Origin of the sequence: Chromatocurvus halotolerans (assembly GCF_004340525.1) — a bacterium.
Classification (GTDB): domain Bacteria; phylum Pseudomonadota; class Gammaproteobacteria; order Pseudomonadales; family Halieaceae; genus Chromatocurvus; species Chromatocurvus halotolerans.
In genome coordinates, this window is the sequence record NZ_SLWX01000012.1 from 91,283 (window position 1) to 104,783 (window position 13,501).

Annotated in this window: 12 protein-coding genes; 8 read left to right on the plus strand and 4 right to left on the minus strand. The window is 63.3% G+C overall.

Annotated features, from left to right (window positions below):
- Positions 1-210 precede the first annotated feature (210 nt).
- The 6 genes from rpsF to EV688_RS13035 all read left to right on the plus strand — a co-directional run bounded on the left by rpsF (position 211) and on the right by EV688_RS13035 (position 6,001).
- Positions 211-645, plus strand: coding sequence for a 30S ribosomal protein S6 (gene rpsF / locus EV688_RS13010; RefSeq protein WP_117318791.1), 435 nt, complete (start codon positions 211-213; stop codon positions 643-645).
- A gap of 32 nt (positions 646-677) precedes the next feature.
- Positions 678-905 carry a 30S ribosomal protein S18 gene (gene rpsR / locus EV688_RS13015; RefSeq protein ID WP_117318793.1) on the plus strand — a complete coding sequence of 76 codons (228 nt, stop codon included), beginning with the start codon at positions 678-680 and terminating at the stop codon, positions 903-905.
- Positions 906-950: 45 nt separating this feature from the next.
- Entirely contained in the window at positions 951-1,841 is an 891-nt protein-coding gene (locus EV688_RS13020) for a hypothetical protein (protein ID WP_117318795.1), read from the plus strand.
- 81 nt (positions 1,842-1,922) lie between these two features.
- Positions 1,923-2,372 carry a 50S ribosomal protein L9 gene (rplI, locus tag EV688_RS13025; RefSeq protein ID WP_117318797.1) on the plus strand — a complete coding sequence of 150 codons (450 nt, stop codon included), beginning with the start codon at positions 1,923-1,925 and terminating at the stop codon, positions 2,370-2,372.
- Positions 2,373-2,465: 93 nt separating this feature from the next.
- Positions 2,466-3,869 carry a replicative DNA helicase gene (dnaB, locus tag EV688_RS13030; RefSeq protein ID WP_240624393.1) on the plus strand — a complete coding sequence of 468 codons (1,404 nt, stop codon included), beginning with the start codon at positions 2,466-2,468 and terminating at the stop codon, positions 3,867-3,869.
- 98 nt (positions 3,870-3,967) lie between these two features.
- Positions 3,968-6,001 (plus strand): PAS domain-containing protein, encoded by a 2,034-nt coding sequence (locus tag EV688_RS13035; protein WP_117318801.1) that lies wholly within the window; start codon positions 3,968-3,970, stop codon positions 5,999-6,001.
- Positions 6,002-6,048: 47 nt separating this feature from the next.
- Here EV688_RS13035 and EV688_RS13040 read toward each other — a convergent pair whose 3' ends face one another.
- Both EV688_RS13040 and EV688_RS13045 read right to left on the minus strand, forming a co-directional pair.
- Positions 6,049-6,717 carry a replication protein P gene (locus tag EV688_RS13040; protein WP_162883941.1) on the minus strand — a complete coding sequence of 223 codons (669 nt, stop codon included), beginning with the start codon at positions 6,715-6,717 and terminating at the stop codon, positions 6,049-6,051.
- A complete protein-coding gene (locus EV688_RS13045; protein WP_117318803.1) occupies positions 6,629-7,807 on the minus strand; it encodes a DnaT-like ssDNA-binding domain-containing protein in 1,179 nt (392 codons plus the stop codon). Before EV688_RS13045 ends, EV688_RS13040 begins: the two co-directional genes overlap by 89 nt.
- A 90-nt stretch (positions 7,808-7,897) precedes the next feature.
- Between EV688_RS13045 and radA the strand changes: the two genes are divergently transcribed.
- Both radA and gdhA read left to right on the plus strand, forming a co-directional pair.
- Entirely contained in the window at positions 7,898-9,292 is a 1,395-nt protein-coding gene (gene radA, locus EV688_RS13050; RefSeq protein WP_117318805.1) for a DNA repair protein RadA, read from the plus strand.
- Positions 9,293-9,363: 71 nt separating this feature from the next.
- Entirely contained in the window at positions 9,364-10,707 is a 1,344-nt protein-coding gene (gdhA, locus tag EV688_RS13055; RefSeq protein WP_117318867.1) for an NADP-specific glutamate dehydrogenase, read from the plus strand.
- Positions 10,708-10,737: 30 nt separating this feature from the next.
- Here gdhA and EV688_RS13060 read toward each other — a convergent pair whose 3' ends face one another.
- Together EV688_RS13060 and ettA are read right to left on the minus strand one after the other, a co-directional pair.
- A complete protein-coding gene (locus EV688_RS13060) occupies positions 10,738-11,103 on the minus strand; it encodes a PilZ domain-containing protein (protein WP_117318807.1) in 366 nt (121 codons plus the stop codon).
- 69 nt (positions 11,104-11,172) lie between these two features.
- Positions 11,173-12,837: an energy-dependent translational throttle protein EttA gene (gene ettA, locus EV688_RS13065; RefSeq protein WP_117318809.1), complete on the minus strand. Its 1,665-nt coding sequence runs from the start codon at positions 12,835-12,837 to the stop codon at positions 11,173-11,175.
- Positions 12,838-13,501: the final 664 nt, after the last annotated feature.

The following is a 13,501-nucleotide window of genomic DNA, read 5'->3' on the forward strand; positions in this document are numbered from 1 at the left end:
TGCCAGCATGAGGGCATTCGGGGCCGGGACGCGCTGCGAGCGTCGATTGTGGCGGCTGAGACGGGTCGGCGTATTCCGTCGCCAGCTGGCTTGCTATCTGGACGTCTGCCCTATAGAATCCGCGTCCCTGAAAAAGTGTGCCCGACTGTTGGGCATTACTCCTTGCTGCACCGCCGCGTCGGGCAGCATTTACCCGTAAGGAGCTCGTCAATGCGACATTACGAAATCGTATTCATGGTCCATCCGGACCAGTCAGAACAGGTGCCCGGCATGGTCGAGCGCTATACCGGCACCATCACCAAGGATGGCGGCGCGGTACATCGTCTCGAGGACTGGGGACGCCGTCAGCTCGCCTTCCCGATCAACAAGATTCACAAGGCACATTACGTGCTCATGAATGTCGAGGCCAGCAACGAGGCAATGGAAGAGCTGACCACGACCTTCCGTTTCAACGATGCGGTGATACGCCACATGGTCATCCGCCGGGACCAGGCAGATACGGTAGAGTCTCCTATCATGAAGGCGGAGAAAGAGAGCCGCGAGCGCAAGACGCGTTATGAAGAGCGCCAGTCCAGCGAAGGCGAGAGCAAGCCGGAGCGCGCTGAAGAGCGTCCGGCCCGTAACGAAGAATCCGCTGACGCCTGAGTCCGCCCAACCCAATAGCAGGAGATCAATCCATGGCGCGTTTTTTCCGTCGTCGCAAGTTCTGTCGCTTCACCGCCGAAGGCGTGAAGGAAATCGATTACAAGGATCTGGATACACTCAAGGCCTACATTTCCGAAACCGGAAAGATTGTGCCTAGCCGTATTACGGGAACCAAGGCCCGCTACCAGCGTCAGCTGTCGACCGCTGTCAAACGCGCCCGCTTTCTGGCGCTGCTGCCGTACACGGATTCGCATCAGTAAGACTGCTGCCCGCCGGCGCGTTTCACTGCCGGCCGGAGCGAGTCGATGAAGGGTCTGGCCAGTTTTGTCATGAGTGGTCGCTACCGGGCGTTACTGGTGGCGATGGCCAGCTCCGGCAGTCTGCTGTTCTGCTGGCTAGGCGCTGCTGTGACGGCGCTGGTCACCCTGCGACGGGGGCCTGCTCAGGGCGCATGGATTCTCATGTGGGCGTCATTGCCGGCTCTGGTGGTAACGCGAATGTCCGGCGACACCACGCCGCTCGCGCTGCTGGCAGGCACCTTCGTGCTGGCACTGGTGCTGCGCCTTTCGGTCAGTCTGGCACTAGCGGTACTGGCCAGCGCGCTGGTGGGTGTCATCACAGGGCTACTGACGCTCGCCTTTGGCGGCGCCATGCTGGAGCAGTTGTCTGCGGTGTTTGCGGATTTCGTGCGTGCGCTCCAGCAAGCCAACAACGCGGACGGCGTGACCCTTGTAGCGCCCGGTGTAACGCAACTGGCGGGCATGATTGGCGCGGCAAACGCGGCATTGTCGGTGCTGTGCCTGATGCTGGCACGTTACTGGCAGGCGGCACTTTACAACCCCGGAGGCTTTGCGGGTGAGTTTCGCGAACTGCGCTACCCGGTTGGCGTCATGGCAAGCCTGGTGGTCGGGGCGCTGGCACTGGCAAGCATGGGCCTGGTTTATCGCAGCTGGTCGGTGAACCTGCTGATCCCGGTGAGTGTTATCGGGTTTGCACTACTGCACGCCTGGGCGGCGGTAAAGGGTCGCGGCACCTTCTGGCTGACGGCCATGTATGTGGCGTGGCTGCTGTTCGATGCCGCCAAGTTGATGCTGGTGGGCCTGGCCGTGGTGGATGCCTGGGTGGATTTTCGCCGCCGCTGGCTGGGTGCAGACAGGGATGATCGCGACGACGACACGTCGGGGCGCGACGATTGAATACACGTTGTGATGGCGCCTATGGCGCCATTGGTCTGATTTTTCAGGGAGCTGCGCTCCCAGCATGTAGAGGATTGCAGAATGGAAGTCATTCTTCTGGAGAACATTGGCAACCTGGGTGGACTGGGTGACAAGGTCGATGTCAAGTCGGGATACGGTCGGAACTTTCTGATTCCCAAAGGCAAGGCTGTGCCTGCCACCAGCGAAAATGTTGCGGCATTTGAAGCACGTCGTGCCGAGCTCGAGCGCGCCGCCGCAGAGGCCCTGACAGCAGCGCAGAAGCGCGCCGAGGCCCTGCAGGCACTGGGTACGATCACCATCGAGGCGAACGCCGGTGAAGAGGGCAAGCTGTTCGGCTCCATCGGCACCCGGGATATCGCTGACGCGGTTACCGCTGCCGGCTGCGAGATCGACAAGTCCGAAGTTCGCCTGCCCGAGGGCGCCCTGCGCGAGACCGGCGAGTTCGAGGTGGCGATACAGCTGCACGCAGAGGTCATGGTGGACATCAGCCTGGCTGTCGTGCCGGAGTAAATCGGCTTTCCGGTCTGCGTTATCGCAGACCGGCCTTCAGCAGGACGGGGAGTTGCGCTACGCTGTGCGGCCCCGTTTGCACCCAGGCTTTTCATGATGGATCCGGACTACACTGACTCCACGCTGTCGTCATCCCCGGACGATCGTGATCTCGCCCGCATCAAGATGCAGCCGCACTCCACGGAGGCGGAACAGTCGGTGCTTGGAGGCCTGCTCCTGTCTGCAGACGGCTGGGACAGCGTCGCCGAGGCGGTTGCCGCCGAAGACTTCTACCGCCCGGATCACCGGCTCATTTTTCGCCAGATCTCGCGTCTCGCCGAGGCCGGCGATCCCGTTGATGTCATTACCGTGGCCGACAAGCTTCAGGCAAGCGGCGAGCTGGACCAGGCCGGTGGATTGCCCTACCTGACGGAGCTCGCACAGAGCACGCCGAGCGCCTCCAACATCCGTGCCTACGCCCAGGTGGTCAGTGAGCGGGCCAATCTGCGTCGCCTGATCGCCGTTGCGCAGGACATTGCCGAGAGCGGATTCAACCCCGAGGGGCGCAGTTCGGACGAGCTGCTGGATGAGGCGGAGCGCCGCATCATGCAGATCGCCGAGCAGGGGCCCAAGGCCGGCGGTCCGCAAACTCTCAAGCCCCTTCTGCAGACCGCACTGGGTCGTATTGAGGAGCTGTTCCAGTCTGGCGGCGAGATCACCGGGCTCAGCACGGGCTACCTCGACCTCGATGGCATGACGTCGGGGCTGCAGCCCTCCGACCTGGTCATCGTTGCGGGACGCCCCTCCATGGGCAAGACCAGCTTCGCGATGAACCTGGTAGAGCACGCAACCATGAACCAGGGCAAACCGGTGCTGGTTTTCAGCATGGAAATGCCGGCGGATCAGCTGGTCATTCGCATGCTGTCGTCCATCGGTCGCATCAACCAGACGCGCATCCGCAACGGCAAACTCGAGCAGGAAGACTGGCCGAAGCTGTCCACGGCGGTGGGCAAGCTCAAGGACGCCAATCTGCTGATTGATGACACGCCGGCCCTGACGCCGACCGAACTTCGCAGCCGGGCGCGACGGGTAGCGCGGGAGCATGGCGAGATCGGCATGATCATGGTCGACTACCTGCAGTTGATGCAGGTGGCAGGCTCCTCGGAGGGTCGCACCGCGGAGATATCGGAAATCTCGCGTAATCTCAAGGCCATCGCCAAGGAGTTCAAATGCCCCATGGTGGCTCTGTCCCAGCTCAATCGTTCCCTCGAACAACGCCCGAACAAGCGCCCGGTGAACTCTGACCTGCGTGAGTCCGGTGCTATCGAGCAGGACGCGGACGTGATCATGTTCATTTACCGGGATGAGGTCTACAACGAGGAGACCCAGGACAAGGGCGTTGCGGAAATCATTATCGGCAAGCAGCGCAACGGGCCCATCGGTACCTGTCGTCTCGCCTTCATCGATCAGTTCACGCGCTTCGAGAATCTCGCCCGGGGCGCCCAGCAGCCGCAGTAGCGTCAGTCCGGTTACATTCTCGACGTCCCGCTGGAGCCCGGCCCGGCATACTGCCATACTTCCCTGGCACCCAACTCTGGCTGACGGCGAATAAGCGCGTGTTCCTCACTCTTGCACAGAACGTCGGACTGATCCTCGCTGCTGCCCTGATGCAGCGGTTTATCCGCGATCGCTGGCCGGCGTCGTCGCGTCGTGGCCAGGTCATGTCGGGTCTGCTGTTTGGCGCGGCTGCGGTCATGGCCATGTCGCTGGCTTACACGCTGCAATCCGGCGTTATTTTCGATGCGCGTACGGTCGTTCTCTCTACGGGAGCCCTGATTGGCGGTGTGCTGGTCGGTGCTGTCTCGGGCATTATTGCCATTGCCTACCGCGTGTTTATTGTCGGCGGCGTGGGTACCTGGGTTGGCGTTGCTGTCATTGTCACGGCAATTGCCGTTGGCTGCGTCGCGCGCTACGCCTGCCGCGGCCGGGTGGCTGCGTTGCGCTACTGGCAGCTTCTGGCGCTGGGGCTGGCCGTGCACGTGCTCGGGGTGTTGTGGTTTGCCCTTCTGCCTGTCGATTATCTCAACGATATCGTGCTGGGTCTGGCGCCGGTGTATGTCCCTCTGCTTACTGTCGCGACGCTGGTCATGGCGCTGATACTGCGCGAGCTGGATGCCATCCGCGATTACGAGCGCTCACTCCTGGAGTCGCGAGCGCGGGTCCAGTATCTGTTCGAGAACGCGGGCGTGGCAATCTACGATGAGGATCTGACAGACCTGCTCAAGGCGCTGTCCGCACTTAGGGACTCCGGCGTCAGCGATATACGCCGCTATCTCGCCGAGTGGCCCGACGAGATAGACCACCTGGCGTCATTGATACGGGTTGTACAGGTCAATCCGGCGGCTGTGGCCCTGTTTGCCGTGAAGTCCCGCACCGAGCTGCTGGGATCGGTTCATCATTTCTTCTCCGATGATGCCAGGCGCATGTTCGTTGACGAACTGGAAGCCTTCTGGACCGGGCAGGACGCCTTTCAGTCCGAGGCGACGTTTATCCGTTCGGATGGGTCATCAGTAGATGCCGTGATTGCCATGCCCATACCGCAGACCCCGGAGGCGGCGCGACACGTGCCCGTGAGCCTGCTGGACATGACGAGTGTGCGCGGCAAGGAGCGCGAACTCCAGCGACAGAAGCAGCGGCTGGAAGAGGTGATCTGGGGTACCGATGCCGGCACCTGGGAGTGGAACATTGTCACCGGCGAGACCGTGTTCAATGAGCGCTGGGCAAATATCGTTGGCTACACCCTGGAGGAGCTGTCGCCTACCACCATTGAAACCTGGACGCGCCTGGCGCATCCGGAGGATCTTGAGCGATCCAATGAGGCCCTGTCGCGGGTCTTTTCCCGGGAGACGACGGCTTACGAGTGCGATGCCCGCATGCGGCATCGCAATGGCGAGTGGGTCTGGGTGCTGGATCGGGGAATTGTTGTGGAGTGGGACGCGGACGGGCATCCACTGCGCATGTCCGGTACCCACATCGATATCACGGCGCGCAAGCGCGCCGAGGGGCGGGCTGCGCATCTGGCCGGACTGCGTGACGCCCTGCTGCGCTGCCATGCCGAGCTACTCAGTGCCGACGGTGAAGACGACCTGTTCTCGAGAACGGCGGAAACACTGGTCAAGGAACGTCACTATGCGCTGGTCTGGGTCGGGATTCCCCGCGAGGATACCCGCAAGCGCATCGAGCCGGTTGCCGCCGCGGGCGAGGCTGTTCGCTACATGGACGGTTTCGAGGCGCTGTGGTCCGATTCACCCTTGGGAGCAGGACCGGCAGGCCAGGTTGTCCGCAGTGGTCAGCCGCTGGTAATACGGGATCTGGCGGGTGAGGACGCGTTCATGCCCTGGGCGGATCGCGCCGCGTTGCAGGGGCTGCGAACGATGATGGTCGCGCCGGTCGCGCGAGACGATCATGAGCGCCCTGCCGTGCTCTGTCTGTACAGCCGGTCTGGCGACGCCTTTGATGACGACGAACAGGCCCTGGTGCTTCAGTTCAGTCGCAGCCTGGCGCTGGCATGGCGCTCTCTGCGTCTGCAGGAAGAACGTTTGCGGGCGGGGGGCGCTGGCCGTCCGGGCCGTGCCGTCATTGACACCTAGTGGGGCGCACCGGGTGGGGCGCGCCCCCGGCGCCTTGTGGCTTGACGCTACAGGCCTGTCTCTCGCCGCAATCTGGCCATTTCCGCCTGTTGAGCTTCCGGAGTCAGCGGTTGGGGATCATCCCGCTCCAGCGCGGGCGGTGCCGGCACCTCCAGCGTCTCGCCGCGCATGACCCTGGCGCAGTGTCGCTGGTAGTGGTCCCGAAAAACCGGCCAGGTTTCCCGCTCGCTGTGAGTCGACAGAAAAAACCAGTCGCTGTCGGCGCCGGCGTGGTACACCGCCGGGTGTGACCAGCTCTGTGCGCGGCGTGGCGATGGGGCGTTGCAGGCCTCGCGATAGGCGTCCCGCGCGGGAGGCAGGCCGTGTGCAGAGGCGCTGTCCTCGCAGCAGCGGTGCATCCGGTTCAGCGTCGGCAGGTATTCGCTGGTTTCAATGGCGTGTCGGGCACCCAGAAGGATCTGCTCCACCGAGTAATCTGACAGTGATTCCAGCCAGAGTTTCTTGATCTGGCTGAGCTGCGAGGCATCAGGGAAAGCCGCGTAGTACTGGTTGTGGTAGTTCAGTCGGAACAGGGCGAAGACCTGATTGATGGCCTCGATGCGCGAGTGACTGTCCTCGCGCTGCCGATCATTCCGCCCAGGAGGTGTCTCTGAGGTCCTGTTCGAGGCTGCGATCCCGCGTGCGACCTGTTCCACCAGCGTTCTGCTGTCCGTCATGGCCTGCACTCCTGTTGTTGAACTGATTCTGTCTTGCCCAGTGATATTTTACATGCTGCAGGAACTTGGTGTTCCAGGAGGTGTGCAGCTGGTTGCTGTCGCGCCAGAAGAGAATGAATTCCGGCACCAGGGTCATCGCGAAGGCCGGGTCGATGTGCGACAGGCGCAGAATGTCCACGACATCGTTGCTTGGCTGCCAGTCTTCGGGAATGCGTTGGGGTTCCGTGCTGTGGCGAACGCTGGACGTGTATTTCGCCCACTGCAGGCGGATGTGCTGGATGAAGCGCGAGTTCAGTTCTTTGGGCGCGCTGCCGCGCTCACGCCAGTACAGAATGAACTCCGGGATGGCATCCTCGATAAACTGGCGATCAATCCCTGACCGCAGCATGATCTCCATGGCGTCTGCGTTGGGATGCCACTGGTTGTCCAGCGGACGTTCCGCTGTCTGGAACGCCGAGCCGGCGTTTTGCTGCTGACGCCGCCAGCTGCTGAGCACGTGCTGGCGGAACTTGTTTTCCCAGGCATGACTGGTTTCGCCGCGCTCGCGCCAGTAGAAGATGAAATCTTCCAATTGATCCAGTGCGAAGGCCCGCGGTATGTTGTGGTTCAGTGCCAGCAACTGCAGCAGATCCTCGCTCGGCGCCCAGCCAGAGGGCAGCAGTCCTGCATGAGCGTGGGTGCCGGCGGAACCGCGGGTTTGCAGCGCCGCGCCGGAGGCAGCACTGCGCATCGTGGATGCGGCGGGCGACGGCGCCGCAGCGGATCGCCCCCGGTTCGCTTCCGCTGGGGTTTCGTTCAGGGCGTACAGAATACTGTCGATGCCGACGGCCGGATCGAGCAGAATAACGCCCTTGGCCGCCAGACTGGCGCAAACACGCTGCAGGTCCTGATTTTTCCAGAATGGCAGCTGTCTCAGCAGCTGCGCGCGTTCCACTCGCACCCAGTCGCGGCTATCACGACGCCTGACGGGCAGGTAGTCAAGCAGGCCGTGCAGGAATTGCAGCAAAATGGCCTCTTCCAGCCCCAGAGTTGCCGCCAGGCCGGGAGAGAAGACAAGCTGTTGCTCGGGAACGAGCGACGATTCGGCCATCGTGATACCTGAATGCGGTGGACGGCCGGCTAGGATACCTAGCCCCCCGTCGCAGTTGAAGGTATCGCCGGTTTTTATTGCGGGAGAGACATGGCAAAACAGAAAACGGCATTCGTCTGCACGGAGTGTGGCTCCGACTACCGAAAGTGGCAGGGCCAGTGCAATGATTGTGGCACCTGGAACACGCTCAGCGAGGTCCGGCTCGGGAGTAGCGGCGGCAGTGGCGCCGCCTCTGCCCGGTCTTCGGCGCTGTCGGGGCGACGCGGCGGCTTTGCCGGTGCGGTTCCGGAATCGCGCCTGCTCGACGATATCGACTGCGAAGACGTGGCGCGCTTCACCAGTGGCACGGGTGAGTTCGATCGCGTGCTCGGCGGCGGGCTCGTTCCCGGCTCGGCCATACTCGTCGGCGGCAGCCCGGGCGCGGGCAAGAGCACGCTGTTGCTGCAGACGCTGTGCCATCTGGCGCGGACCATGCCCTGTCTGTACGTCACCGGCGAGGAGAGCCTGCAGCAGGTGGCCATGCGCGCGCGTCGACTCGGCCTGCCGACGGATCAGCTGCGCCTGATGTCCGAAACCCATCTCGAGTCCATGCTGGCGGCACTGGATGAGCATCGTCCCAGGGTCGTTGTGATCGACTCCATTCAGGTGGTGCACAGCGACGAGATTGCCTCTGCGCCGGGCAGCGTCTCCCAGGTACGTGAATGCGCGGCGGCACTGACGCGGTTTGCCAAGCAGTCGGGAACGGTGCTGTTGCTGGTCGGTCACGTCACCAAGGACGGATCCCTGGCCGGCCCCAAGGTCCTTGAACACATGATCGACTGCTCCATTCTGCTGGAGGGCAGTGACGACTCGCGTTTCCGCACGCTGCGCGGGCAGAAGAACCGCTTCGGGGCGGTCAATGAACTCGGTATTTTCGCCATGACCGACGGCGGCCTGAGAGAGGTACGCAACCCCTCGGCCATTTTTCTGGATCGCAGCGACGAGGTCGCTGCAGGCAGTGCGGTCATGGTGGTCTGGGAAGGAACGCGGCCGCTGCTGGTCGAGATACAGGCGCTCGTGGATGAAAGCCAGCTGGGGAATCCGCGTCGCGTCGCGGTCGGGCTGGAGCAGAACCGTCTTGCCATGCTGCTGGCGGTGCTGCATCGTCATGGCGGCCTGCAGGTCGGCGACCAGGACGTGTTCGCCAATGTGGTCGGCGGCGTCAAGGTGCTGGAAACCAGCGCCGATCTCGCCCTGTTGATGGCGATTGTGTCCAGTTTCCGTGACCGCGTGCTGCCGCGTGACATGGTGATCTTCGGCGAAGTCGGCCTTTCCGGCGAGATACGACCGGTACCCAGTGGTCAGGAGCGCCTCGCGGAGGCCGCAAAGCACGGCTTCCGGCGCGCGCTGGTGCCGAAGGCGAACGCGCCAAAGCATGCCATTCCCGGTATGCAGGTGATTCCCGTGGGCAAGCTGGGTGAAGCGCTCGACGCCCTGGAACAGTGATAGTCTGCCCGCCCTTCCATCTGCGGCCAGCGCTGCGATAATGCGCAGCGAAGCCAACAGGGATGCCATTCATGTACAGGGATTTGTCGCTCGAGAAATTCATGCAGGGCGTTATCCGGCGCAACCCCGGAGAGCCGGAGTTCCACCAGGCGGTGCACGAGGTTGCGGAGTCCGTCGTTCCCTATGTCATTCAGCATCCGGCTTATCGGGAGGCCGGTATACTGGAGCGGATGACAGAACCCGACCGCACCATCATGTTTCGCGTGGTGTGGGAGGACGATGCGGGGAATATCCGCGTCAATCGCGGCTACCGGGTGCAGTTCAACAATGCGATTGGCCCCTACAAGGGCGGCCTGCGTTTTCATCCCTCGGTGAACCTCAGCATTCTCAAGTTCCTGGGCTTTGAGCAGACCTTCAAGAACAGCCTCACGACCTTACCCATCGGCGCCGGCAAGGGCGGCTCTGATTTCGACCCCAAGGGCAAGTCCGATCGCGAAGTCATGCGCTTCTGCCAGGCATTCATGACAGAACTGGTGCATTACATCGGTCCCAATATTGATGTGCCCGCGGGCGATATTGGCGTCGGCGCGCGGGAGATAAGCTTTCTTTTCGGCCAGTACAAGCGCATGGCGAGGGAGTTTACCGGCGTTCTTACGGGCAAGGGGCTGGAGTATGGGGGCAGTCTTGTGCGCAAGGAAGCCACCGGTTACGGCGCGGCCTTCTTTCTGGAAGCCATGCTCCACCATCGCGGCGAACAGCTGGAGGGAAAGACCTGCGTGCTCTCGGGTTCGGGAAATGTTGCCCTGCACTGCGCGGAGAAACTGCGGCAACTGGGAGGAACGGTGGTCACGCTGTCGGACTCGGCGGGTTTCGTGTACGACAAAGACGGTATCGATGAGGAAAAACTGGAGTACATCAAGGTACTCAAGGGAGAGCGGCGCGGCCGTATTGCCGACTATGCCGAGCGCTACGGCTGCGAGTATCACGCCGGCAAGGCGCCCTGGGGTGTCGCCTGTGATGTCGCCTTTCCCTGCGCCACCCAGAACGAGCTGGATCAGCAGGACGCCCGCGACCTGGTTGCGAATGGCTGCCGCGCCGTCGTCGAGGGTGCGAATATGCCGACCACCGTGGAAGGTATCAAGGTCCTGACGGGCAATGGCGTGCTCTATGCCCCGGGCAAGGCCGCGAATGCCGGCGGGGTCGCCGTCTCAGGGCTGGAAATGACCCAGAACAGTATGCGCCTGGCGTGGAGTGCCGAAGAACTGGAGGGCCGGCTGAAGGCCATCATGCAGGACATTCACGGCAAGTGTGTGGAATACGGTTCCGGGGATGAGCAGGTCGATTACGTCAAGGGGGCGAATGTCGCCGGTTTTCGAAAAGTGGCCGACGCCATGCTGGCTTACGGTGCCGTATAACGCGGTGCCCGCAGCGACGACTGCCGGGCTTTATTTCCCGAGCCGCTGAATCTCCGCATCGAGTGCGGCCGGATCATCGACCTGCGCAGCCAGCAGGTCTCTGAGCGGCTCGATGTTTTCCTGATCGACATGCTGTACGGAAAACCCCAGGCGGCCGTTCTCCACGTGCTGCAGGTAGGCATGCAGCTCGAGCTCCCGGTTATCGCCCAGGTGAATGATCAGGGTGAAGGGCTGGTTGTACTGGGCGTCCCAGACATCAGGCTGATCGGTGGCGACTCCGGCGAGAGAGATGTCCACCAGCCGCTGATGCCAGACGCTTCCGCCCTGATGCACATCCACCGCCAGGTCGGGGCGGCCGCGCAGAAACTCGCGTCGTTCATTCGTGAAGTCGCTCATGGCATCTCGCTACTGGCTCTCGATGGTCGGACTATACCGAGGGGGCTGCGTTAAATCGACAGCATCTCTTCACTTCAGCTTTCGGTACTTGACACGGTGCGGCTGATCTGCGGCAGCTCCCAGCCGCGACTTGCGATCGTCCTCGTAATCGCTGAAGTTGCCCTCGTGGAAGACCACGCTGCCGTCGTCCTCGTAGGCCAGGATGTGGGTGGCAATACGGTCGAGGAACCAGCGATCGTGGGAGATCACCATGGCTGACCCCGGAAAGGTGAGCAGGGCTTCCTCCAGCGCGCGCAGGGTTTCCACATCCAGGTCGTTGGTCGGCTCGTCGAGCAGCAGCACGTTGGCACCCTGTTTCAGTAGCTTGGCCAGGTGCAGGCGGTTGCGCTCGCCGCCGGACAGATCCTTGACATATTTCTGCTGGTCCGAGCCCTTGAAATTGAAACGGCCGACGTAGGAGCGGGAGTTCACCTCATAACTGCCGATACGGATCACGTCCTGTCCGTCGGAGACTTCCTCCCAGACGGTCTTGCTGCCGTCCAGATCGTCCCGCGACTGGTCGACATAGCCGAGCTGCACGGTCTCGCCGACCGTTACGCTGCCGCCGTCCGGCTGCTCGTGGCCCATGAGGATGCGGAACAGGGTGGACTTGCCCATGCCGTTGGCGCCGATAATGCCGACGATGCTGCCCTTGGGTACTGTGAAGGAGACGTTCTCGAACAGCAGTCGGTCGCCGTAGGCCTTCTTCAGATTGTCGACCTCGATAACCTTGTCACCCAGACGGGGACCCGGCGGAATATAGATTTCGTTGGTCTCGTTGCGGCTCTGGAACTCCTGGGACTGCAGTTCCTCGAAGCGCTGCAGGCGCGCCTTGCTCTTGGCCTGCCGGCCCTTGGGGTTGCTGCGCACCCACTCCAGCTCCGACTTGATCGCTTTCTGATGCGAGGCCTCCTGGCGCTGCTCCTGCTCCAGGCGCTTTTCCTTGGCTTCCAGCCAGTCCGAGTAGTTGCCCTCGTAGGGAATGCCGCGGCCGCGGTCGAGCTCGAGAATCCAGCCCGCGGCGTTGTCGAGGAAATAGCGGTCGTGGGTGATGGCCACCACGGTGCCGGAGAAATCGTGCAGGAAGCGCTCCAGCCAGCCGACGCTCTCGGCGTCCAGGTGGTTGGTGGGCTCGTCCAGCAGCAGCATGTCCGGCCCTGACAGCAGCAGCCGGCACAGCGCCACGCGGCGCAGTTCACCCCCGGACAGCGTCTCGACGTTAGCCTCCCAGGGCGGCAGTCTCAGGGCGTCCGCGGCAACTTCCAGCTTGTGCTCGAGATTGTGCGCGTCGGTGGCCTGGATGATGTCCTCAAGCCGCGCCTGCTCCTTGGCCAGTGCATCGAAGTCCGCATCGGGCTCCGCGTAGGCGGTGTAGACCTTGTCCAGGTCCGCGAGGGCGTCGATGGCCTCCTGCAGGCCCTCTTCGACATTGCCACGGACGTTCTTCGCCGGATCCAGCTGCGGCTCCTGGGGCAGATACCCGATCTTGATCCCCGCCTGCGGGCGCGCCTCACCGAGGATTTCCGTGTCGATGCCCGCCATGATTCGCAGCAGCGTCGACTTGCCGGAGCCGTTCAGGCCGAGCACGCCGATCTTGGCGCCGGGGAAGAACGACAGCGAGATGTCTTCGAGGATTTTTTTCTTCGGGGGGACGACCTTGCCCACCCGGTTCATGGTGTAGACGTACTGGGCCATTGCGTTGAGATCACCTGTGATTTGCGAGGGGCGCAGTTTAGCAAATCGGGGGCTGTGGCACGAATCCGGCGCCCGCTTCTTGCAGGGTATCTCGCGGTGGTCGCGGCATCTGCGAGGTCCGGGCGCGGGCCAGGCGGGACTTTTGGTGGGAGCGCCCATGAGTGCTGAGCTTGGCGGGTTGCCAGGGGCACCGATACGCGCTTTGCGTTGTCGCCGGTGCAGACGGGAGCGCCCATTCAGCGATGACATTTGCTTAAAACGGCAGGTCGCTCTATCCGTGAAGCCGTCCGGCTCCGACGCTGGCGCAGTGCCGGAGTGGGGCGGGTGCGGGGCGGGGGTGGCTCGCCAATCAGGTCGCGCTCAGCGGTGCGCGGGGCAGCGGGGTTTCCGCGAGCACTGTCTGAGTTCTGCAGTCGCGCAGCGATTGCAGAACGAGTTGCGCAGCGGCCGCTGCCCGGCGCACCGCTGCGACCTGCGAGCCACCCCCCCCCCCCCCCCCGCCCCCCCCCCCGCCCCCCCCCCCCCCCCCACCCCCCCCCCCCCCCCCCCCCCCCCTCCCCCCCCCCCCCCCCCCCCCACCCCCCCCCCACCCCCCCCCCCCCCCCCCCCCACACCCCCCCCCCCCCCCCCCCCCCCCCCCCGCCAGACCTCACGCCCGCACGTT

Bases quoted from the DNA above. Each gene is read 5' to 3' on its own strand.
- dnaB (WP_240624393.1), top strand. From the start codon at position 2,466: ATGATGGATCCGGACTACACTGACTCCACGCTGTCGTCATCCCCGGAC.
- rpsR (WP_117318793.1), top strand. From the start codon at position 678: ATGGCGCGTTTTTTCCGTCGTCGCAAGTTCTGTCGCTTCACCGCCGAA.
- radA (WP_117318805.1), top strand. From the start codon at position 7,898: ATGGCAAAACAGAAAACGGCATTCGTCTGCACGGAGTGTGGCTCCGAC.
- EV688_RS13060 (WP_117318807.1), bottom strand. From the start codon at position 11,103: ATGAGCGACTTCACGAATGAACGACGCGAGTTTCTGCGCGGCCGCCCC.
- EV688_RS13045 (WP_117318803.1), bottom strand. From the start codon at position 7,807: ATGGCCGAATCGTCGCTCGTTCCCGAGCAACAGCTTGTCTTCTCTCCC.
- rpsF (WP_117318791.1), top strand. From the start codon at position 211: ATGCGACATTACGAAATCGTATTCATGGTCCATCCGGACCAGTCAGAA.
- gdhA (WP_117318867.1), top strand. From the start codon at position 9,364: ATGTACAGGGATTTGTCGCTCGAGAAATTCATGCAGGGCGTTATCCGG.
- EV688_RS13040 (WP_162883941.1), bottom strand. From the start codon at position 6,717: ATGACGGACAGCAGAACGCTGGTGGAACAGGTCGCACGCGGGATCGCA.
- rplI (WP_117318797.1), top strand. From the start codon at position 1,923: ATGGAAGTCATTCTTCTGGAGAACATTGGCAACCTGGGTGGACTGGGT.
- ettA (WP_117318809.1), bottom strand. From the start codon at position 12,837: ATGGCCCAGTACGTCTACACCATGAACCGGGTGGGCAAGGTCGTCCCC.
- EV688_RS13020 (WP_117318795.1), top strand. From the start codon at position 951: ATGAAGGGTCTGGCCAGTTTTGTCATGAGTGGTCGCTACCGGGCGTTA.